The sequence below is a fragment of the Nocardia sp. NPDC005366 genome, from assembly GCF_040606855.1.
Taxonomy (GTDB): domain Bacteria; phylum Actinomycetota; class Actinomycetes; order Mycobacteriales; family Mycobacteriaceae; genus Nocardia.
Map to the genome: position 1 here is coordinate 19,466 of NZ_JBEXFQ010000008.1, position 21,641 is coordinate 41,106.

Here is a 21,641-nt window from a genome sequence, read left to right on the forward strand (position 1 = left end):
GGCTCTGAACTGTCATACGTCCCCCAGATAGGCGGCGAGTACGGTTTCGTCGTTGCGGATGACCTCCGGCGGACCCGAGGCGATCATCTTGCCCAGATCCAGTACGAACACCTGGTCACAGACGTTCATCACCAGACCCATGTCGTGTTCGACGAGCAGCACCGCGGCGCCCTCGTCGGCCAGCGAGCGCAGCAGTTCCCCGAAACGTTCGGTCTCGGTGTGGTCTTGGCCCGCCGCGGGTTCGTCGAGCAGGATCAGGCTCGGCCGTGCCGCGATGGCACGGCCCACCTCCACCAGTCGTCCGGTGCCGGTCGGCAGCGCGTCCGCGGAGGCATCGGCGATGTGGTGCAGGTCGAGCCGGTCGATGATCTCGTCGGCGATCCGGCTCGCGTGCCTGCGCTCGGGACCGAGTTCCGCGGCGACCAGCAGGTTGTCGCGGACGCTGAGCCGCCCGAACAGTTCCAGTCGCTGGAATGTCCTGGCCAGCCCGTGCTTGGCGCGCCGCGCGGGCCCGTGCTTGGTGACATCGACGCCGCCGATCGCCACCCGCCCCGTCGTCGGTTTACGCAGACCACCGATCACGTCGAACAATGTGGACTTACCCGCGCCGTTCGGACCGATCAGACCCGTCACGTGACCACGTTCGGCCCGCAGGCCCGCACCGTCGAGCGCCCGGTTGCCGCCGAACACGACGGTCACATCGTCAACTTCCAGCAGTGACGCCACGATCGAGCACCTCCTCGTCTTCCGATGTCCACGGTCGCTTGACCCCAAGCCATTCCACCGGGATCTCCAGCGTCTCCGGGGCGGGCTTGGTCCGCTCCGCGTGCCAGATACGTCCGGCCACCGCCGCCGCGACCACGCCGAAGAAGAAGCCCCAGCCGTCGATCACCTCGATCAGGCGCAGGCCCCACAGGCCGAGGATCACCGCGACCAGCAGCGGCGCGACGAGCTTGTCGCGCAGCATCGGGAACCAGTCCCGACGCATCGGACCGATGGCGCCCTCCTTCAGCACACCGCCGCCCGCGGCGATACCGCCGAGAGCGGGCAGTACCTGCGCGAGGTTCGACAATCCCGGCCACAGCACGGGGATCACCTTCAGCGGACCCGCGAGAGCGAGACCGGTGAACATGCCGGCGCCGATCGCGCCGAGACCCGCGATGGTGACGACCAGGAAGACCGGCAGACCGGAAACCAGACCGAACTGCTCGGGCGCGACGGCCTGGGACTGCATGCCGTAGAGCGCACCGCCCAGTCCCGCGATGCCCGCCGAGAGGGCGAACACCAGCACCCGCGCGATGAGCAGACTGCCGCCGAGAGTGGCGTAGGCCGCTTCGCTGTCACGCAACGCGATGAGCCTGCGACCGTATTTGCTGCGGCGCAGCAACGCGATACCGAATCCGATCACCGCGACGCAGACCGCGGCGAAGACGGTGATCTCCTCGATGCTCTCCAGTTTCCATCCGAACAGATCCGGGCCGACCAGCGAGACCGAGCCCTGATCGAACAACGCGATCTTGATACCGAGGATCTCGAAGGACGGCAGCGTGAAGATCCACCGGTCCAGGATGACCGCGAACGCCGCCGTGGCCAATGCCATGTAGACGCCGGACAAGCGCAACGCCGGGATCGCGATCACCGCACCGACCACCGCGGTGATTCCCATCGCCGCCGGTATCGCCCACCACTGGCCGTCCGGCCCGAGGTGTGAGTACGCGACAGCGCCGATACCGGCCAGACTCAGCTGACACAGTGATATCTGTCCGGCGAATCCGAGAAGCGGCACATAGGACAGCGCGATCATGGCCCAGGCGAACATGGCGCCGTAGGTGATCAGATCCGACTCGGTGAGCATGGTCGCCAGCATCAGGCCGAGCACGACGACCGTCGCCGCGAATGCCACCGAACCGGTCATCGTCGGCAACGGCACCGGATTGAGTTTGCGATCACGCCCGCGCAACCTGCCGTGCGGGAACACCAGCAATGCCACGAACAGCAGCAATGCCGGCGCCGCCAGGCGCAGGCCGGGCAGGTACTCGTTCTGCGGAAGATATCCGGTCAGATAACTTTCCATAAGCCCGACCACCACCGCGCCGAGGAACGTCATCGGCAGACTCTTCAGCCTGCCGAAAATGGCCGCGGTGTACGCGCTGACGATCAGCAGCGAGAGCTGCGCGGCATCCAGCGCCACGGTCGGCGCGATGAGGATGCCGCCGATCGCGGCCAGTTCGATGCCGAGGATCCAGGCGACCCGATTGGCCCGCTTGGGATCGGCGCCGGTCAGACCCACCAGCGCGCGATCATCGACCGTCGCCCGCATCTCGGCGCCGGTCCTGGTGCGGAACAACAGGACTCGCAGCGCGATCGCCACCACGACGGCGACGACCATGGTGAGAGCCTGATGCCAGGTGATCGTCACCACGCCGAGGTCGATCGACTTCTTGTCCGCGAAGAATCGCGACAGCGAACGCGACTCGTTCGGATTCCAAATCCACCGCGCGAGCACGATCAGGCCGGACAGCAGCGCGATCGTCATCACGAGTTTTTCCGCGTCGCCGAGCCCTTGAGTCGGCGCGAGCGCCTTGCCGAATGCCAGGCCGAACAGGGGCGCGAACACCAAGAGCACGACGACGATCGCCGTCGGGGTCGGCCAGCCCCAGCCGATCGTGAGCTGCCAGTACACGAATGCCGAGATCATGCCGGCGGCACCGTGCGCGAAATTGAATACACCGGTTGTGGTGTAGGTCAGCACCAGCCCGCTGCCGATGATGGCGTATATCGCAGCGGTACTGAGGCCGACGATCCCGAAGGCGATGAATTGCTCCATCAGTGCGATCGCTCCGTCACTTCAGATCGTTCATGCTCTTGCCGACGTCGGCGAGCGTCATCGGCTTACCGAAATCCTGGGTGTACTTGTACGGGGTGAAACCGCAACGGAACTGGCCGTTGTTGGGCTTGAAATCGGCGGCCTTCCACCCATTCGGGGTGGCCTGCTGCACATTGAAGCAGCGGGGCTGCTCCGCCATCGGCTTCGAGAGATCCACCGGCGCGAGCAGTCCTCCCGCGGTCCAGGAGGTTTCCTTCGCCGCGGCGTTGAACACGCACGACCGAGTCAGGTTGTCACCACAGCCGGCGGCCGACTTGGCGAACAGCAGCCACGTATGGAACGCCCGCAGTCCCTGGAAGGTGATGGCCGCGCCCGGCGCGTACTTCTGGTACAGATCCTTCAAGTCCTGGATCGCCGGAACCAACGCGGCGGCGTCCAGCGGAGCAGTACCGCTCAGATCGGAGAAGTTGTTCTGGGTTCCGAGCGAACTCTTCGCGCCGTCCAGGAAGGTCTGGTTGTAGGCGTTGGCGTTGGCGTCGATCCAGTCCAGCTTGTAGTTCATGCTGGTGAGGATGTCTTCGAGTTTGGCAAGGTAGCGGAAATCGCCGAGGAAGATCAGGCCCTTCACATTATTGGACTTGATCGCCTGCGCGTACGGGGTCCAGTCCGAGACGCCCGCGACCGGGTACAGATCGCTGTAGACGACCTTCGCTCCGATCGAGTTGAAGAACTCGGCGTGCTTCTCGCCCATGGACTTCGTGATCGGCGAGTCGCCGTTGATCATCCCGATGGCACCCAGCGAATCCGGGTGAGCCTCTTTGGTCAGCCACTCGTACAGACCCGTATACGGTTCGACGTTCTCCGACACCGACGAGCCGCTGGCGAGCTGGAGATCCGAGCCGGTGTTGGCGACCTGCGAGACCTGCGCCGGGAATTCGGGGAGCAGGCAGTTCAGCCGATCCTTCACGCCGAGTCCGTCCAGCGCCGCGCTACCGCCCACGAGGAAGAAATCCTCGCGGCACGCCTCGAGCATCCGCTGGCGCACCTCCATCAGGTTGGTGTCGCGCAGGTTCGCGCTGATCTTGCGGCCGTTGATACCGCCAGCGGCGTTGCACCAGGAGGTGAAGACCTTCGCGGCGTCGACGTAGTCCGGGTTCTTGGTGAACCCGATGTCGGAGAACATGCCGACTTCGATCGCGCTGGCCGTGACGCCCTGCGCCGAAGCGCTTTTCGCATTGCCGGGCTGACAGACGCTGGACAGGTTTCCGAAGTTGCCCGAGGCGGCAGGACCCGACGAACCACCTTCGGCAGCCTCGGTTCCACCCCCCTCGCGACCACAACCCGCTGCTACCAGCGCGATCGCGATCAGGGCAACGACTATTCGCTGCGGTTTCACCGTAGATCCTCCTCTGTGGGCTCGGCGACCGAATGCGAAGCCGATTCGTCGTCGACGTGTTACCCGTGCTCGTCGATGAGCTGCGGGTGCCTGACATGGCACCGTCCGCTCCAGGGAAACTATCTTCTCAGATTTGGATAATCAATATCTGACTTTCGGAGAGTGGCACCTTCAGCCCGGGTCGACCCTCGGTGCGCTCGGCCCATCCGCCGCCCACACGAGCAAGCCTCTCATGTCGTGATTGACAGCAGGGCAGCATCATGAAAATCTGATAGTAGTTTTTGAGAATGCTATTCTCCTAGCGGAGAGCAGCAGTGCGCAGGACTACACGGAGTGCGGGCCGGATTCGGGCTGTTCACCACGTGGCTCCCCAAGGTCTTGACCGGAACCGCCCACCGGTCACGGCAGTCAACCCTTCGGCGTTCCGCCGGACCACGAAAGGTAATCCCTTGGCAAAATTCAGCAAGCCAGCTGCGGGAAGCTGGACGCAGAACTATCCCGAGCTCGGTACCGGGCCGGTGGACTACACCGACTCGGTCGATCCCGCCTTCTACGAGGACGAGCGCAACGCGATCTTCCGCCGGACCTGGCTGAACGTGGGCCGGGTCGAGAAGCTCCCGCGGGTCGGCAGCTACTTCACCAAGGAACTGCCCTGCATCGGCTCCTCGGTCGTCATCAACAAGGACAAGGACGGCGAGATCCACGCCTTCCACAACATCTGCCGCCACCGCGGCAACAAGTTGGTGTGGGACGACTTCCCCGGCGAGGAGACCGAAGGCTCATGCCGCCAGTTCACCTGCAAGTACCACGCGTGGCGCTACGACCTCAAGGGTGATCTGACCTTCGTCCAGCAGGAGAAGGAATTCTTCGACCTGGACAAGAGCAAGTACGGCCTGAAGACGATCCGCTGCGAGGTCTGGGAAGGGTTCATCTTCATCAACCTCGACCCCAACGCCAAGCCGCTGACCGAACACCTCGGTCCGATGATCAAGGGCCTCGAGGGCTACCCGTTCCACGAGATGAGCGAGGTCTTCAGCTACCGCGCCGAGATCGGCAGCAACTGGAAGCTGTTCATCGACGCCTTCGCCGAGTTCTACCACGCGCCGATCCTGCACCAGAAGCAGGCGGTCAAGGACGAGGCCGAGAAGCTCGTCGACGTCGGCTTCGAGGCACTGCACTACCAGATCGAAGCGCCGCACTCGATGGTCTCCTCGTGGGGCGGCATGGCCCCGCCGAAAGACCCGAGCATGGTCAAGCCGATCGAGCGCAAACTGCGCAGCGGCCTGTTCGGTCCGTGGGACCGTCCCGACATCGAGGGCCTCGATCCGCTGCCCGCCGGCATCAACCCGGCCCGCCACCGCGCGTGGGGCGTCGACGAGTTCGAGATCTTCCCGAACATGTCGCTGCTGTTCTGGGCGCCGGGCTGGTTCCTGACCTACCACTACTGGCCGACCGCGGTGAACAAGCACATCTTCGAGGCCAACCTCTACTTCGTGCCGGCCAAGACCGCGCGCCAGCGGCTGGCCCAGGAACTGGCCGCCGTGACCTTCAAGGAGTACGCGCTGCAGGACGCGAACACCCTCGAGGCGACCCAGACCATGCTCGCCACCCGCGAGATCAGCGACTTCCCGCTCAACGACCAGGAAGTGCTGCTGCGCCACCTGCACACCACCGTCCAGCGAATCGTGGAGGAATACCGCAATGACAACGCCAACTGAGGCCGCGACCGTGACCAAGCAGCTGCCCGAAGAGTTCGCCGACCTCGCCCGGTTCTCCGCCTGGATCCTGCCGACCGAGCCCGAGCGCTACGCCAAGCGCCTGAATTCGAGCATGGAGGAGATGCAGGATCTCTACGACGTCGGCATGGAGCGGCTCGACGCCGCGCTCGACTACTGCGACAAGTACGACATCAACGATCTGCCCGAGGAGGTGCGCAACCTGTTCAACCTGCTGCAGTCGGTCGTGATGGTGTCGTTCCCGATCGAGTGCTGGAAGCAGCCGCGGGTGCCGGACTCCGGTGCGGCCTACCTCGGTATGGTCCACGAGCCGCTGGTCTGACCCATGGCGGCGCTGACACTGAAAGCCGCCGGGCTGCTCGACGTCGACACCGGCACGATCACGCGCCCCGGCATCCTGCGAATCGAGGACGATCGGATCGTCGGTGTCGGCGGCGCCGAGGCGGGCGAGGTCATCGACCTGGGTGATGTCGTCCTGCTGCCGGGTCTGATGGATATGGAGGTCAACCTCCTGATGGGCGGGCGCGGGGAAACCGGCCTCGCCTCCAGCGTGAAAGACGATCCGGCACTGCGCATGCTGCGTGCGGTGGGCAATGCCCGCCGCACGCTGCGGGCCGGCTTCACCACCGTCCGCAATCTCGGGCTGTTCGTGAAGACCGGCGGTTATCTGCTGGACGTCGCGCTCGGCAAGGCGATCGACGCGGGCTGGATCGACGGCCCGCGGATCGTGCCCGCCGGACACGCCATCACGCCGACCGGCGGCCATCTCGATCCGACGATGTTCGCCGCCTTCGCACCCGACGTACTGCACCTGACCCTCGAGGAGGGGATCGCCAACGGTGTGGACGAGGTGCGCAAGGCGGTGCGGTACCAGATCAAGCACGGCGCACAGCTGATCAAGATCTGTGTCTCCGGCGGCGTCATGTCGCTGACGGGAGAGCCGGGCGCACAGCACTATTCGGATGAGGAACTGCGCGCGATCGTCGACGAGGCGCATCGGCGCGGACTCAAGGTCGCCGCGCACACGCACGGCGCCGAGGCGGTCAAGCACGCGGTCGCCGCGGGTATCGACTGCATCGAACACGGCTTCCTCATCGACGACGAGGCGATCGACCTGATGGTCGAACACGGCACCTGGCTGGTGCCGACCACCCGTCTCGCCGACGCCATGGACGTCTCCAAGGCCGATCCCGCCCTCCAGGCCAAGGCCGCGTTGATGTTCCCCAAGGCCCGCACGTCGGTACTGGCTGCCTACAAAGCGGGTGTGAAGATCGCGGTCGGCACCGACGCGCCCGCGATCCCGCACGGCCGCAATGCCGACGAACTGGTCGCTCTCGTCGAACGCGGCCTTCCGCCGCTGGACGTGCTGCGGGCGGCGACGGTGAACGCGGCCGAGCTGATCGGGGCGTCGGACCGCGGCAGGCTGGCCGAGGGTCAGCTGGCCGATGTCATCGCCGTCCCCGGCGACCCGATGCACGACATCACCGTCACCAGGGACGTGCGATTCGTGATGAAAGGCGGAAAGATCTATGTCCAGAAATGACGACCTGCTGGATATCCAGCAGTTGCTCGCCCGATACGCCGTGTCCATCACGCAGGGCGATATCGAAGGGGTACTGAAGGTTTTCACCCCGGACGGCACCTACAGCGCCTTCGGCGACACCTACACCCTCGACCTGTTCCCGGATCTCGTCGCCGCCGCGCCGAAGGGCCTGTTCCTCACGGGCACACCGGTTCTCGACATCGACGGCGATACCGCCGAAGGCACCCAGCCGCTGTGCTTCATCGATCACAGCACCCACGACATGCGGATCGGGTACTACACCGACCATATCGTCCGCACCGAGGACGGCTGGCGGCTCGAGACGCGGCGGATGACATTCATCCGCCGCAACGGCGACCACGACTCCGGAATCCCGCACGCCTTCGAGCGTTCCCGGGGATGACGGCAGGTACGGACCCGCTCGCGCAGATCGCCGCATTCCGCGACGGTCTGCGCGAGTGGCTCGATACGAATGATCTGACACCAGGACCGGATCACTCGCTCGACGGACAGGTCGAGCAGTTGTCACGGGTGCGGCGCGCGCTCTACGACGCGAACTGGATGCGTTACGGCTGGCCCGCCGAAGTGACCGGACTCGGCGGTCCCGCCGCGCTGCGCGCGGTACTCGGCGAGGAAGTCGCCACCCGCGATCTGGCCGAACCCGGCATCTATTCGATGATCGAAGTGCTCGCGCCGACGATGATCTCCTACGCGCGACCGGAATTGGCGGCGGAAATGGTGCCGCTGCTGCTGTCCGGCCGCGAACAATGGTGCCAGGGCTTCTCCGAACCCGGCTCGGGCAGCGATCTCGCCTCCTTGAGCACCAAGGCGACCCAGCGCGGCGACGAGTGGGTGGTGAGCGGTCAGAAGGTCTGGACCAGTCTGGCCCAGTACGCCGCCCGCTGTGTGCTGCTCACCCGCACCGGTCCCGGCCACGACGGCATCACCGCCTTCTTCGTCGATATGGACTCCCCCGGCATCACCGTCCGGCCGCTGCGCACCATGCACGGCGTCGACGAATTCGCCGAGGTGTTCTTCGACGACGTCGTGGTGCCCGCCGATCGCATGCTCGGCAGACCCGGCGACGGCTGGCGGGTGGCGATGGATCTGCTGCCCTACGAACGCTCCACGTGTTTCTGGCATCGGATCGCCTACCTGTTCACCCGACTCGACCAGGTGATCGAACAGACCACCGTGGGCGACGACGCCGAACTCGGCGCCGCCTACCTCGCCCTGCACACCGTGCGGTGCCGTTCCCTCGGCACCCAGCGGCGACTGGCCGACGGTGCGCGATTGGGCGCGGAGACCTCCATCGACAAAGTACTGCTCGCCACCGCCGAACAGCGGCTGTTCGACACCGCGCGCGATCTGCTTCCCGGGGCGGTGGAATTGGCCGAATCACCGTGGCGCACCGAATATCTCTACTCACGCGCGGCCACGATCTACGGCGGGACCGCCGAGATCCAGCGCAATATCATCGCCCGGCGACTGCTCGACCTGGGGAAGGAGTGACCATGGCCGAATCCGATACCGATCGGGCGGAACTGGAACTGCTCACCGAGACGCTGCGCAAAACCCTGACGGCGGCCACCGGTCACGAACTCGACGCGGCCCTGGCCGCACTCGGCTGGCCCGACCTGCTCGACGATCTGCCGGATCTCGCTGTGCCACTGGTCTTCCGGTTGCTCGGTGAGACCGGCGCGCACGCCTCGGTGCTCAACGACGTCATCCGCCATGCCGCCGGGTGGACCGGGACGGATCCGGTGCCGCTGCCGTTCGCGGGCGGCGGTTTCGTGATATGGGACAGCGACGGTACAGCCGGTGGCGCGGTCGACGAGGAACTCGCGCTGCGCACAACGCCGGACGGAGCCGAAATTCCCAGCGAGGCCCTCGCGGAAATCCCCAGCGAGGCCCTCGCCGAAATCCCCAGCGAGGCCCTCGCGGCGGGCCGGCGCGCGCTGGGCTGGTGGTTGCTCGGCACCGGCCACACCATGCTGGCCCTGGCCAGGCGACATGCCATCGAACGCACCCAGTTCGGCCGCCCGCTCGCTTCGTTCCAGGCCGTCCGGCACCGGCTCGCCGAAACGCTTGTCGCGCTCGACGGGGCCGAGGCCGCGCTCACCATCGCGGACGGTGAACTCGGCGCGCTCTTGGCGAAGGCCGCGGCGGGGCAGGCCGCCCTCACCGCCGCCAGGCACTGCCAGCAGGTGCTCGGCGGTATCGGCTTCACGGCCGAACACGATCTGCAACGCCATATCCGCCGCACCCTGGTGCTGGACGGATTGCTCGGTAGCGCCAGGGAACTCACCCGCGAGGCGGGTGCGCTCATCCGCGCCGCGGGTTCGGCGCCGCGCCTGGCCCAACTGTAGAACCCCGCACAGGCGAATGGCCCGGTCCCCGAACGAAATTCGGGACCGGGCCATTCGCCTGTCGGAGGTCAGCAGGCGGGCGAGGTGCCACCCTGCAGTGCCATCAGCGCGCAGAAGGTGCTCGCTCCGACCTTCCACTTGCCGTCGAGCTTCACGGCCTGGCCGGTCTGATTCGGCAGCACCGGATTGCCGCCCATCAGCAGCGTGTAGGTGACGTTGGCATTGCTCGCGTCGACCAGCTTGATGGCCGACACGGTGGCCGTTGTGCCACCCTTCGACGGGTCGGCGGCCTGCGCCTGCAGCACCGGCGCGAACACGTCACCCTTCTCCACCGAGGCGACGCGCTGATCGACCGGCGCGGCGGCGTTGAAGAAGACGGTGTAGGCATCGGTGATCGCCTTGGTGGTCTCGGCGTCGGCGGCAGCGGGCGCGGCGGCCGAACTGCTCGCACTGGCGGCGGCCGAGGTCGACGCCGAACCGGTGGACTCGTCGTCGGAGCTGCAGCCGGTCAGGGCGACGGCCGCGACGAGCGCGAGACCACTACACACCGCGGCGGTGCGGGGGAAAGAAATGCGCATGGTAAATCCTCGTCTCAGGAAAGGGAATAACTGAACGGCTGGGATCGGTGCGCCCGATTCGCCGCACATATTTTGTGCACGAACGCGTCGTCGCGATGAGCGAAGCGCGATCTGTGCGTCATCGCCGGTTCCGCCCGCTCGGCGATACCGGCTGCCGACTCGATGTTCTCGATACCGGCGTACCGGTCGCTACGCGGGTTACCAGCGACTCGGAAAGACTGTAAGCGATACCGTAAACATTAGGACGAATTATTCAATATTCGCCTTCATGTCTTCCAGTTGCACCAGAATCGGTAAACCGTTCTCACTGAGGGCATTTCCGTGACCCGTCTGGTGCACATCGAATACGGACTGGATCGCAGCGTAGAAACCCTGCACATCCAGAGTTTGATTGACCGCGCGCTTGGCCTGACGCAACCCGAAACGCGGCATGGCCGCGATCTTGGTGGCCAGCGCCCTGGTGTGCTCATCGAGTTCGGCGCGCGGGACGACGGTATTCACCATGCCGACCTGCGCGGCCTCCTCCGCGGTCACCGGCCGCCCGGTGAACAGAATCTCCTTGGCCTTGCGCGGCCCGAGTTCCCAGGTGTGGCCGTGGTATTCGACGCCGCCGATGCCCATGAGCACGACCGGGTCGGAGAACTGGGCGTCGTCGGCGGCCACGATGAGATCGCACGGCCAGCACAGCAGCAGCCCACCCGCGATGCAACGGCCCTGTACGGCCGCGATGGAGGGTTTGGGAATGTTGCGCCATCGCAGCGAGTACTCGAGGTAGCGACGGGCCTCGTTGGAGTAGATGCGCTCGAGAGTGATCTTGCCCCAGTCCGCCTTCGAGCCTGCCCTCAGGTCGTGCCCCGCCGAGAAGTGCTTACCCTCGGCTCGCAGCACGATGACCGCGACGTCGTCGTCATCGGCGGCGCGCACCCAGGCGGCGTCGAGTTCGTCGAGCAGCTCACTGTTCTGCGCGTTGGCCGCGTCGGCCCGGTCGAGCGAAATGGTGGCGATCCGGTCCGCGACCTCGTAGCGAATGTACAAGACGACTCCTCAACTTCATGGAAGACCGAGCACCCGCTCGGCGACGATCGTGCGCTGAATATCCGGCATGCCGCCAGCGGCATGCTCGCGCCGCGGCTGTTGATCGGAGCCGAACGCCATGTACATCCCGGCTTGCCTCCTTGCCAGCGTCTATGCCCGAACGGTAGCGAGAATAACATTCTCGCTACCGGAAAGGATAGTCTCTGAATAGGAGGGTCGTAATACATGAAGACCGAAAATTTGCTCATTTCCGGTACAGTGCATCCATGTTCTCTTCAGATGACCTAGGGCCGAGGTGCCGGTGACCAGCCTGAGTGAGAAGCCCGCATGGAAACAGCGCGCCGTGGAGCGCTCGCTACGCAGCGCCAAACTACGGGCCGAGGAGCGCGTGCAGCGGTTCCTCGACGCCGCGCAGGCGATCATCACCGAGAAGGGCACGACCGACTTCACGGTGCAGGAGGTCGTCGACCGCTCCCGGCAATCGCTGCGCAGCTTCTACCTGCAATTCGACGGCAAACACGAACTGCTGCTCGCCCTCTTCGAGGACGCGTTGAGCCGCATCGCCGAACAGTTGCGCGCCGCCGCCGACGGGCCGAAGGATCCGCTGGACAAGTTGCAGGTGACCGTCGAGCTGCTGTTCGAGCTGTGCCGCCCCGATCCCGCGGCGCAACGGCCGCTGTTCACCGATTTCGCACCCCAGCTGCTGGTCACCCATCCCAGCCAGGTGAAGATCGCGCACGCGCCGATGCTGTCGCTGTTCACCGAATTGATGGAACTCGCCAAAGAGGCGAAACAGGTTCCCGCCGATATCAACTCGCGCCGGATGGCCGCCATGGTCATGCAGACGGTCATGTTCACCGCGCAGTCCGCGGGCGGCACCGACGACGAGACCCAGAACGCGATCACCGCGTCCGAGGTGTGGAACTTCTGCGCCCACGGCTTCGCCCGCGGCTAGAGTTTCCGCGGGCGAAGGCCGGATCGCGCAGCTACTCCCGCGATATCAGCAGTTGTTCGGCGACGCCGTAGGCGTCGCGGTCGCCCGAGGCGACAGCTTCGGCCAGCCGATCCAGCTCCGGGTGGGCACGCAAACGTGATTGCGCCAGCGACAGGATCTGGGCCCTGGCCCGTGCCGTCCGCCGCGCGGGCGTGTCGGCGCGATGGTGAGCGTCGATCGCCTCGACCAATTCGGTGATCCGCTCCTCGCGCGAGGCTATCAGGGTCAGGATGGGGACGTCGGATTCGGCACGCAGGTCGCGCACGGTCCGCTCGGCGCCCTCCCGGTCCGCCTTGTTCACCACCAGCAGATCGGCCACCTCGAGCAGCCCCGCTTTCGCGGCTTGCACCGCGTCTCCCGCACCGGGATTCAGGATCACCAGGGTGGGATCGGCGACGGCGGCGATCTCGATCTCGGACTGCCCGACCCCCACCGTCTCCAGCATCACCACGTCGTAGCGCAATGCCGCGAGCAGTCGCAGGGCCGCGGGCACGGCGGCGGCGAGACCGCCGAGGTGCCCGCGGGTGGCCACCGAACGGATCAGCACATCGGGATCGTTGATATGCCTGGCCATTCGGATCCGGTCGCCGAGCAGGGCGCCGCCGCTGTAGGGCGAGGACGGGTCGACCGCCAGGACCGCGACCCGTTGTTCGCGGGCCCGGTACGCGGAGACCAGTGCCGCGATCGTCGTCGACTTGCCCGCGCCGGGTGGACCGGTCACCCCGATCACCCGGATCGAGCCAGGCGGCAGCGCCGCCTGTACCTCGTCGCGACGCTCCCCTTCGACCAGGCTGAGCAGTCGGCCCGTCGCCCGCGCCGAGCCGGACCGAGCCTGGTCGAGCAGTTCGGCGACGGTCGCGCTCCGCGCGATCATGCCCGCCTCCGAACCGCGCCGCCCCGCACGTCCCGACCGATCACGGAGCGGGAACCTCGATCACCGTGGCCGAGCCCATGCCGCCGCCGGCGCACAACGCCGCGATACCGAAACCGCCGCCGCGACGACGCAGTTCGTGCACGAGGGTGACGATCATCCGCGCACCGGTCGCGGCGACCGGATGCCCGAGCGAGCAACCGCTGCCGCTGAAGTTCACGCTGTCGGGGTCGAGGTCGAGCGCCCTGATGGCCGCGATCGGGACCGACGCGAACGCCTCGTTGATCTCGATCAGTTTCACCTCCGACAGCGAGATCCCGGCCCGCGCGACGGCCTTGGTGATCGCATCGATCGGCGCGAGACCGGTGATGGCGGGATCGACGCCGACCGAGGCCCACGAACGGATGTAGCCGAGGGCGGGCAGCCCGAGCCCATCGCTGGCGATCGCCAACGCCGCCGCGCCGTCGTTGGCGCCGGAGGAGTTGCCCGCGGTGATGGAGAAACCCTCGATCTCGGGGTGCAGCACCTTCAGCGAGCCCAGCTTCTCCAGACTGGTGTCGCGGCGGGGGTGTTCGTCGGTGTCGAACAGGCCGTGCGGGGTGTCGATGGGCACGATCTCTTCCTTGAAACGGCCCTCGTCGATGGCGGCGATCGCGTTGCGGTGCGAGCGCAGCGCCCACGCGTCGAGCTCTTCGCGACTGATCCCGGCCTTGACCGCGGCATTCCAGCCCACGGTGATGGACATATCCATCGCGGGGGCGTCCGGGCGATCCGGGTGGCTCGGCGAGACCCACGGATCGATCCAGGAGTCCTCGCCGACCTTGAACCGGACTCGCGGCGCGGTGGAATCGGAATTGACACCGCCCGCGATGATCAGTTCGTCCATTCCGGCGCGGATTCCGGCGGCCGCACTCTGCACGGCGGCCATTCCGGCCGCGCAATGGCGGTTCTGAGCGAGTCCGGGCGCGGAGGTGAGACCCGAGGTCACGGCCGCGTGCCGGGCGATCACGCCGCCGCCGTAGCGTCCCTCGCCCAGGATCACATCGTCGATGCGGGCGGCGTCGAGACCTTCGGCGGCGGCACTCACCACGTGCTTGGCCAGATCGAAGGCGTTGGTGTCGCGCAGGGTTCCCTTGCGCGCGGTGCCGATGGGGGTCCGCAGCGCGGACACAATGACGGCTTCAGGCATTGGTTGGCCTCCATTTTCGAACGACGAGATTGCGGTTCGACAGCTTTTCGGCGATCATGCCGAGAGTCGCGAGAATGCTATTTTCTCAGTACGAGAGTCACAGTTGCAAGATAGGATTATGACATGCAGATAAGTGGAAGTTCCGCGCTCGTCGTCGGTGGAACCGGCGGTCTCGGCGAGGCGACCGTGCGTCGCCTGCACGCGGCGGGGGCGAAAGTCGTCGTCGCCGACGTCGCCGACGACAAGGGCAAAGAACTCGCTAGCGAGCTCGGGATCACCTACGTGCACACCGACGCCACCGACGAGGATTCGGTGCTCGCCGCCATCGCCGAGGCAGAATCCCTCGGCCCGCTGCGGATCTCGGTCGACACCCACGGCGGCCCCGCCACCGGCGGCCGGCTGATCGGCAAGGACGGCTCACCGCTGGCGCTCGACGGTTTTCGTACCACCATCGAGTTCTACCTGACCGCGGTGTTCAATATCCTGCGCCTGTCCGCGGCCGCGATCGCCAAGACCGAGCCGCTGGAGGAAGGCGCCCGCGGTGTGATCATCAACACTGCCTCGATCGCCGCGTTCGAAGGTCAGATCGGCCAGCTCCCCTACGCCGCCGCGAAGGGCGGTGTGGTCGGCATGACCCTGGTGGCCGCGCGCGATCTGTCCCCGACCGGCATCCGCGTGGTGAGCATCGCCCCTGGCACCGTCAACACCCCCGCATACGGCAAGGCGGCTGACCAGCTCGAGGGCTACTGGGGTCCGCAGGTGCCGTTCCCCAAGCGGATGGGCCGCTCCGACGAATACGCCAAGCTGGCGCTGTCCATCATCGACAACGACTACCTCAACGGCGAGGTCATCCGCCTCGACGGCGCGCTGCGTTTCCCGCCGAAATGAGTGACTCCAGCCATACAGCACTACCCGCGACAGGTGACCTGACCGGAAAGGTCGCCTTCGTCGCGGGCGCGAGCCGCGGCATCGGCGCGGCCATCGCCGAAGGACTCGCCGCGGCAGGGGCCTCGGTCGCCGTCGCCGCGCGCTCCGAGCAGGAGGGCGCGCTTCCCGGAACGATTCACGCTGTCGCCGAACGTATTACGGCAGCGGGCGGAACCGCGCTTCCGGTGCCGTGCGATGTCACGAGCGAAGAATCCGTGGAATCGGCGATCGCGGCCACCGTCGCGGCATTCGGCGGCATCGACATCCTCGTAGCCAACGCGGGGGTCATGTGGCTCGCCCCGATCGCGACGACACCGCTCAAACGCTGGCAGCTGTGTCTCGACGTGAATCTGACCGGAGTCTTCCTGGTGACCAAGGCGGTGATTCCGCATCTGAGGGCACGCGGCGGCGGGTCGCTCATCGCGATCACCACCACCGGCGTGGATATGGTCGACCGGGGCTCGAACGCCTACTGGATCTCCAAGGCCGCGGTCGAGCGGATGTACCTCGGCCTGGCGTCGGAGCTGCGCGGGGACAATATCGCGGTCAACTGCCTGAGCCCGACCAGAGTGGTGCTCACCGAGGGATGGCAGGCGGGCAGCGGCGGACGCGAGATTCCGCCGGAGATGGTCGAGCCGCCCGAGGCGATGGCCGACGCGGCCGTTCTGCTTGCCGGTCAGCACGCCGACGGGATCACCGGAACGGTGCAACGCTCCGAACACCTGATCTCGGCGGGCTGACGACACCGAATCACGCGAAAATGCCCCGGAAACGGTAGTTTCCGGGGCATTTCCCGCGTCGCGGCTCGCGGGTGGGCGCCGCGACCCGATCAGCGCGCCAGGTGAGACGACGCGCGGACCGGTATCAGCCGCGGCCCTTGGTGAGGCCGGTGATCACGGTGCGGAATTCCTCGCTCTGGAAGGACAGTTCCTCCGCGGTCGTCGCGTAGTCCAGCGTCGCCAGAACCGCCCGCTCCAGATGCAGGTTCATCAGCCGCTTGGTGCTCTCGACCGCTTGGCGGGGCAGTTCGAGTATGCGTTTGGCGCAGGCCAGCGCTTCGTTGTACGGGTCGGCGACCACATGGTTCACCAGACCCATCTCCCGCGCCCGCTCGGCGGAGATCTTCGCGCCGGTGAGCGCGTATTCCTTGGCCAGCAGCAGACTGGTGTGCAACGGCCAGGTCAGCGGTCCGCCATCGGCGGCGACCAAGCCCACCTGCACGTGCGGATCCTTCAGATACGCGGTCTCGGCGATATAGGCCACGTCGCTGAGCGCGACCAGACTGCATCCAAGACCCACCGCCGGCCCGTTCACCGCGGCCACCACCGGCAGCCTGCACCTGGTCATCCCGAGGACGATATCGCGGCCGTGCGCGATGGTCTTGGCGCGCAATTCCGCGTCCTGGCTCAATTCCGCGAGATACGCGAAATCGCCACCGGCCGAGAACGCCTTGCCCGCGCCGGTCAGCACCGCGACCCGCGCCTCGCGATCCTCGCTGAGCCGGGGCCAGAGCCTGGCCAGGCCGGTGTGCAGGTCGTCGTTGACCGCGTTGAGCGCGTCGGGCCGGTTCAGGGTGATGATCCGCAGCGGGCCGTCGGCCTCGACCTTGATCTCGTCGGGCAGGTCGTACATGGTCAAACTCCTAGTCCGAGAATGCGCGAGGCGATGATGTTCTTCTGGATCTGCGAGGTGCCGCCCATGACGCTCTGGGCCCGGCTGTAGAAGTAACTGCCGAGCAGTTCCGGATCGCCGGTGCCGCCGACGGCGAGCGCCGCGTGTCCGACCGCCTGATCGACCCAGGTCATCAGCAGTTTGTCGAGAGAGCCGTCGGGACCGTGGACCACGCCGTCCAACTGTTCGGACAGCCGCCGCCGCACATGCAGACGCAACATCTCGGTCTGCACCGCTGCCCACGCCAGCTCCTCGGGATTCTTGCCCTCGACGCGAGCGGCCAACTGACGCACCAGCTTTCCGTACCGCGCCGCGTAACCGAGGGTGGAGGGCTCACGTTCGTGCCCGACCACGGTCATCGCCATCTTCCAGCCGTCACCGGGCTCGCCGACCATCTGATCGGCGGGCACGATCGCGCCGTCGAAAAGCACCTGGCCGAATTCCCTTGTGACGCCGCTGATCATGGCCAGCGGGCGCTGTTCGACTCCCGGCTGCTTCATGGAGATCACGAATGCCGAGATGCCCTTGTGCCTCGGCACGGTCGAATCGGTCCGCGCCAGCAGCAGGCACCAGTCGGCGACATCGGAGTAGCTGGTCCAGATCTTGTGACCGTGGATCACGTAGTTGTCGCCGTCGCGGGTCGCGGTGGTCTGCAACGACGCCAGATCCGATCCCGCGCCGGGTTCGCTGAAACCCTGGCACCAACGCTGAGTTCCGTTGATCATTCCGGGCAGGAAGCGATGCTGTAGTTCTTTGCTGCCGTGTCTGCCGAGTCCCTGCACCAGATATCCGAGGCTTGGCCGTGGCGGCGCTCCCGCGATGGCGAGTTCCTCGTCGACGATCACATCGAAGACCGGTGGCAGCTCGTGGCCGCCGAACTCCTTCGGCCAGGATGTTCCGAAGAATCCCGCCTCGTACAGCGCGTGGTGCCACTCGCCCTGACGTGCCCAGTACTCGTCGCCCGAGGTCGGGAATTTCCCGGCCGTCTCGGCGAGCCAGTCCCGAAGTCGGGTGCGGAATTCGGCTTCCTGCGGTGAATCACGAAAGTCCAAGGTCGATCTCCTCCAAACGGACGGGGAACAGTTCGGTCGAGGTCAGCGCGCGACGCAGATAGACGTGCGCGAGACATTCCCAGGTATTGCCGATGCCGCCGTGCACCTGGATCGAGGTCTCACAGATGGTGCGCGCGGCGCGGGCGGTGTAGACCTTGGCGATCCGCGCGGCGCGCAACGCCTCGGCGGGAGTCAATTCGTCCACCCCCCAGGCCGCGTGGCGCAGTACGCTGACCGCGCCTTCGATCAGGGCCTGGCTCTCGGCGAGTAGATGCGCCACAGCCTGGTATGACCCGATGGTCTTACCGTATTGTTCACGCATCTTGGCGTATTCGACCGCCAGATCCTGTGCGCCACGGGCGATGCCGAGCAGGTCCGCGGTTGTCACGGTGACGGCGAGCGCCTGCCATTGGATGACCTGATCCGGCGACAGTTCGCCGATATGCTCGCGCTCACCGGTCAGGAACGCGTTGTGCCGGGTGAGATCCGCGCCGGGCGCCGGCTCCCCGACGGATGTGGCGAAGACCCCGTTGTCGGCGACGAACAGCGCACGGCCACGCCCGCGCGCGTCGATCGCGCGATCACCGACCGCGACCGTCCAGGTGTCGCCGTCCTCGGCGGGTTTGCCGTACAGGTCGTCGGCCAGGACCGGGCCGAGAAACGCGACATCGACCAGGCGGCGGCCGAATTCCTCGGCGACGATGGCGACTTCGACGCCGGACGCGCCGTCGGTACGCAGCGCTCGCCAGCCCGCGATATCGACCGCCCGTTCCAGCCGCGCGCGGCGGTTCTCGTCATCGAGTTCGGCGACCGATCCCGGACCGAGGTCATCGGCCAATTTTGCTGCGGCATCGCGCAGTTGCCGCTGTTCACTGGTCAGACGGACGTCCATAGCGCTCCTTCAGGACTCGACGCAACACCTTGCCGGATGGCAGGCGGGGAATTTCGGGGACGAAGACGACCCGACGTGGCCGCTTGTAGGTGGCGAGTCGCTCGCCGACCAGGGCGATCAGTTCGTCCTCGGTGAGGGTGTCCGCGCCCGCGACAGCGGCGACGACGGATTCGCCGTCCTCGGCGGGCACGCCGAACACGGCACAATCGATCACGAGCGGATGTGCGTGCAGGACCGCCTCGATTTCGGCGGGGGCGACCTGGAATCCGCGTACCTTGATCATTTCCTTGGCCCGGTCGGTGAGCCGGATCCAGCCTTCGTCGTCGACGTAGCCGACATCGCCGGTGCGGTACCAGCCGTCGTCGAAGGCGCTCGCGGTCGCCTCGGCGGGCAGGTAGCCCGCCATCACCGATTCCGCGCGGCACTGGATCTCGCCGGTTTCACCGTCCGCAGCGACCTCGCCGGTGTCGAGTGACACCACCCGCACACGCACCCCCGGCGCCGCTTTGCCGACGGTGTCCAGGCGCGCGCCGTCGAGGGGATTGCAGGCGATCACCGGCAATTCGCTCGCGCCGTAGGCAGGCAGCCAGCGCACCCCCGTGCGCGCGGTGACCTGCTCGGCCACGGCCGCCGTGACCGGAGTGGCGCCCCACATGATGTAGCGAAGCGAACTCAAATCGAAATTCTCAAGTTTCGGATGCGAGGCCATGGCGAGGGCGATCGGCGCGACCGCCATCTCGATGGTGATCCGGTCGTCCTGGATGCAGCCGAGCATGGTGTCCAGATCGAAACGCCGGTGCAGCCGCATCCACGCGCCCGCCTCGAGCGCCGTCACGATATTGAGCAGCCCGAGGATATGCGAGGGCGGTGTGGCGATCTGGATGCGGTCGTCGCCGGTCAGCCCGAGCACCGCGACCCACTGCCGCACCCCGAAGGCCAGCGACGCGTGGGTGTGCCGCACCGCCTTCGGCAATCCCGCTGTGCCCGAACTGAACACCAGCACCGCGTCGGAGGACGGATCGGGCGTCGAGGCGACGGCCCGCCCCGGGGTGATCGGCGCGTCGAGATCGCGCGTCGGCAGCAGATCGGCCAGCACCGGATTGTCGCCGACGCCACGGGTCGGCTCGGTCACCGCCAGCGCGTGCGCGACCTCGTCGCGTTTCCATGCCGGACTCAGGAGTACGACGGCCGCGCCCAGCTGCCAGATCGCCAAGACGGCGATCACGAATTCGGGGCGGTTCGACGACATGAGGGCCACCCGATCTCCGGACCGCACGCCGTCATCGGCCAGTTCGGCCGCCAGACCCGCTGCGAGATCGTCGAGGTCGGCCCGCGGGTAGGACCGCCCCTCGAAGTCGAGCACACCCGACTTGCCTCTTGACGACATTTGAGAGATCCCGTCTCGTGAGTGAGAATATAATTCTCTTACGACTAGAACCTTAATACCAGGAGGCCACGGTTCATGGCGAGACCCTCTTTGTTCCAGCGCGCGACCGTGACCAGGATCGTGAAGGAGAGCGTCGACGCACGCACGTTCGTACTCGCGCCGCACGACGGGCCGATCCCTTACATCGCCGGGCAGTTCTGCACGTTCAAGGTCACCGTCGACGGCACCGAACTGTTCCGCTCCTACTCGATGTCGAGTGCGCCGGAGACCGACGCCGAGCTGATGACCACCGTGAAACGGGTGCCGGGCGGCGCGGTGTCGAACTGGATGCACGACAACCTCGCCGAAGGCGACGAAATCGAGTTGACCAGGGCGGCTGGCCGATTCTGCCTGCGCGAGACCGATGTGCCGCTGCTCGGATTCAGCGGCGGCAGCGGTATCACCCCGATCCTGTCGCTGGCGAAATCCGCGCTCGCCACCACGAAACGACCGGTCCGCCTGCTGTGTGCCGACCGCGACGCCGAATCGGTGATATTCGACACGGCGCTGAAGGATCTGGCCCAGCGTTATCCGGGCAGGCTCGAGGTGGTCCGGCACCTGGATGCCACGGCGGGATTCCTCGACGCGGCGGCGATCAACGCCTTCGTCGGCGCGGACGGGCACGGCGACAGTTACATCTGCGGTCCCGAAGCGTTCATGGAGATGGTGGAACTCGCGCTGCCGGGCCCGGGCTTGGTCTACAGCGAGCGGTTCGGCGCCGCCGCACCGATTCCGGGCGAGACAACGGACGCCACGGCGACCCCCGATACCACCGTGACCGCGCCCCTGCGGACTCCGCCCGCCGCCGAGACCCCTGCCGTACAGGGCACCGTCACGGTCACCCTGAAGCGCAAGAAGACGTCGGTGCCGCGCAAGGACGGCGAGACGCTGCTCGAGAGCGCCCGCCGCGCCGGGCTGACCCCGCCGTTCTCCTGCGAATCGGGTAACTGCGCCACCTGCATCGCCAAGGTGACAGACGGCCACGCGACATTGCGCGTGAATAATGCGCTGACCGATGACGAACTCGAGGACGGCTACGTGCTGACCTGCCAGGCCGTGCCCGACACGGAGTCGATCGCCGTCGATTACGACCAGTGAATCGCGGGAGCGGCCGGGGGTCGCTCCTCGGTTCCGT

General features: G+C 66.6%; 21 protein-coding genes. 10 read left to right on the forward strand and 11 right to left on the reverse strand.

Annotation, left to right across the window (positions count from 1 at the left end; genetic code table 11):
• Window positions 1-12: 12 nt before the first annotated feature.
• From ABZS43_RS11525 to ABZS43_RS11535, 3 genes are read right to left on the reverse strand one after another with little or no spacing between them, the layout of a single operon-like run.
• The gene (locus ABZS43_RS11525) at window positions 13-726 is read right to left on the reverse strand and encodes an ABC transporter ATP-binding protein (protein WP_355035772.1); all 714 of its coding nucleotides are present in this window, start codon (window positions 724-726) and stop codon (window positions 13-15) included.
• Window positions 704-2,827, reverse strand: coding sequence for an ABC transporter permease (locus tag ABZS43_RS11530; protein WP_355035773.1), 2,124 nt, complete (start codon window positions 2,825-2,827; stop codon window positions 704-706). Before ABZS43_RS11530 ends, ABZS43_RS11525 begins: the two co-directional genes overlap by 23 nt.
• Window positions 2,828-2,843: 16 nt before the next feature.
• Window positions 2,844-4,223 (reverse strand): ABC transporter substrate-binding protein, encoded by a 1,380-nt coding sequence (locus tag ABZS43_RS11535; RefSeq protein WP_355035774.1) that lies wholly within the window; start codon window positions 4,221-4,223, stop codon window positions 2,844-2,846.
• Window positions 4,224-4,672: 449 nt separating this feature from the next.
• On the opposite strand from ABZS43_RS11535, the gene ABZS43_RS11540 reads away from it, so the two are divergent.
• The 6 genes from ABZS43_RS11540 to ABZS43_RS11565 are packed head-to-tail and all read left to right on the forward strand — an operon-like array spanning window position 4,673 to window position 9,871.
• On the forward strand, window positions 4,673-5,941 hold the full coding sequence (locus tag ABZS43_RS11540) for an aromatic ring-hydroxylating dioxygenase subunit alpha (RefSeq protein WP_355035775.1): 1,269 nt from the start codon (window positions 4,673-4,675) through the stop codon (window positions 5,939-5,941).
• Window positions 5,925-6,281 (forward strand): hypothetical protein, encoded by a 357-nt coding sequence (locus ABZS43_RS11545; RefSeq protein WP_355035776.1) that lies wholly within the window; start codon window positions 5,925-5,927, stop codon window positions 6,279-6,281. The genes ABZS43_RS11540 and ABZS43_RS11545 overlap by 17 nt, the downstream gene beginning before the upstream one ends.
• Before the next feature lie 3 nt (window positions 6,282-6,284).
• Window positions 6,285-7,502, forward strand: coding sequence for an amidohydrolase family protein (locus ABZS43_RS11550; protein WP_355035777.1), 1,218 nt, complete (start codon window positions 6,285-6,287; stop codon window positions 7,500-7,502).
• Window positions 7,489-7,905, forward strand: a complete 417-nt coding sequence (locus ABZS43_RS11555) for a nuclear transport factor 2 family protein (RefSeq protein WP_355035778.1) — start codon at window positions 7,489-7,491, stop codon at window positions 7,903-7,905. Before ABZS43_RS11550 ends, ABZS43_RS11555 begins: the two co-directional genes overlap by 14 nt.
• Window positions 7,902-9,014, forward strand: coding sequence for an acyl-CoA dehydrogenase family protein (locus ABZS43_RS11560; protein ID WP_355035779.1), 1,113 nt, complete (start codon window positions 7,902-7,904; stop codon window positions 9,012-9,014). The genes ABZS43_RS11555 and ABZS43_RS11560 overlap by 4 nt, the downstream gene beginning before the upstream one ends.
• A gap of 2 nt (window positions 9,015-9,016) precedes the next feature.
• Window positions 9,017-9,871 carry an acyl-CoA dehydrogenase family protein gene (locus tag ABZS43_RS11565; RefSeq protein WP_355035780.1) on the forward strand — a complete coding sequence of 285 codons (855 nt, stop codon included), beginning with the start codon at window positions 9,017-9,019 and terminating at the stop codon, window positions 9,869-9,871.
• Between the two features lie 68 nt (window positions 9,872-9,939).
• Here the strand turns inward: ABZS43_RS11565 and ABZS43_RS11570 are convergent, their stop codons facing one another.
• Both ABZS43_RS11570 and ABZS43_RS11575 read right to left on the reverse strand, forming a co-directional pair.
• Entirely contained in the window at window positions 9,940-10,449 is a 510-nt protein-coding gene (locus tag ABZS43_RS11570) for a hypothetical protein (RefSeq protein ID WP_355035781.1), read from the reverse strand.
• Between the two features lie 249 nt (window positions 10,450-10,698).
• Complete coding sequence (locus ABZS43_RS11575; protein WP_355035782.1) at window positions 10,699-11,484, reverse strand: enoyl-CoA hydratase; 786 nt, start codon at window positions 11,482-11,484, stop codon at window positions 10,699-10,701.
• 301 nt (window positions 11,485-11,785) lie between these two features.
• On the opposite strand from ABZS43_RS11575, the gene ABZS43_RS11580 reads away from it, so the two are divergent.
• A complete protein-coding gene (locus ABZS43_RS11580) occupies window positions 11,786-12,439 on the forward strand; it encodes a TetR/AcrR family transcriptional regulator (protein WP_355035783.1) in 654 nt (217 codons plus the stop codon).
• A gap of 31 nt (window positions 12,440-12,470) precedes the next feature.
• On the opposite strand, the gene ABZS43_RS11585 is transcribed toward ABZS43_RS11580, so the two are convergent.
• Window positions 12,471-13,352 (reverse strand): GTP-binding protein, encoded by an 882-nt coding sequence (locus tag ABZS43_RS11585; RefSeq protein ID WP_355035784.1) that lies wholly within the window; start codon window positions 13,350-13,352, stop codon window positions 12,471-12,473.
• A 40-nt stretch (window positions 13,353-13,392) separates the two neighbouring features.
• The gene (locus ABZS43_RS11590) at window positions 13,393-14,538 is read right to left on the reverse strand and encodes a thiolase family protein (protein ID WP_355035785.1); all 1,146 of its coding nucleotides are present in this window, start codon (window positions 14,536-14,538) and stop codon (window positions 13,393-13,395) included.
• 123 nt (window positions 14,539-14,661) lie between these two features.
• Here ABZS43_RS11590 and ABZS43_RS11595 point away from each other — a divergent pair, with 123 nt between their 5' ends.
• Entirely contained in the window at window positions 14,662-15,426 is a 765-nt protein-coding gene (locus tag ABZS43_RS11595; protein ID WP_355035786.1) for an SDR family NAD(P)-dependent oxidoreductase, read from the forward strand.
• Window positions 15,423-16,205 carry an SDR family NAD(P)-dependent oxidoreductase gene (locus ABZS43_RS11600; protein WP_355035787.1) on the forward strand — a complete coding sequence of 261 codons (783 nt, stop codon included), beginning with the start codon at window positions 15,423-15,425 and terminating at the stop codon, window positions 16,203-16,205. The genes ABZS43_RS11595 and ABZS43_RS11600 overlap by 4 nt, the downstream gene beginning before the upstream one ends.
• Window positions 16,206-16,329: 124 nt before the next feature.
• On the opposite strand, the gene ABZS43_RS11605 is transcribed toward ABZS43_RS11600, so the two are convergent.
• From ABZS43_RS11605 to ABZS43_RS11620, 4 genes are read right to left on the reverse strand one after another with little or no spacing between them, the layout of a single operon-like run.
• Window positions 16,330-17,097 carry an enoyl-CoA hydratase/isomerase family protein gene (locus ABZS43_RS11605; protein WP_355035788.1) on the reverse strand — a complete coding sequence of 256 codons (768 nt, stop codon included), beginning with the start codon at window positions 17,095-17,097 and terminating at the stop codon, window positions 16,330-16,332.
• A 2-nt stretch (window positions 17,098-17,099) separates the two neighbouring features.
• Window positions 17,100-18,188, reverse strand: a complete 1,089-nt coding sequence (locus ABZS43_RS11610) for an acyl-CoA dehydrogenase family protein (RefSeq protein WP_355035789.1) — start codon at window positions 18,186-18,188, stop codon at window positions 17,100-17,102.
• Window positions 18,175-19,080: an acyl-CoA dehydrogenase family protein gene (locus ABZS43_RS11615; protein ID WP_355035790.1), complete on the reverse strand. Its 906-nt coding sequence runs from the start codon at window positions 19,078-19,080 to the stop codon at window positions 18,175-18,177. Before ABZS43_RS11615 ends, ABZS43_RS11610 begins: the two co-directional genes overlap by 14 nt.
• Window positions 19,058-20,467 (reverse strand): AMP-binding protein, encoded by a 1,410-nt coding sequence (locus ABZS43_RS11620; RefSeq protein WP_355035791.1) that lies wholly within the window; start codon window positions 20,465-20,467, stop codon window positions 19,058-19,060. Before ABZS43_RS11620 ends, ABZS43_RS11615 begins: the two co-directional genes overlap by 23 nt.
• A 75-nt stretch (window positions 20,468-20,542) precedes the next feature.
• On the opposite strand from ABZS43_RS11620, the gene ABZS43_RS11625 reads away from it, so the two are divergent.
• Window positions 20,543-21,604, forward strand: coding sequence for a ferredoxin--NADP reductase (locus ABZS43_RS11625; RefSeq protein ID WP_355035792.1), 1,062 nt, complete (start codon window positions 20,543-20,545; stop codon window positions 21,602-21,604).
• Window positions 21,605-21,641 lie beyond the last annotated feature (37 nt).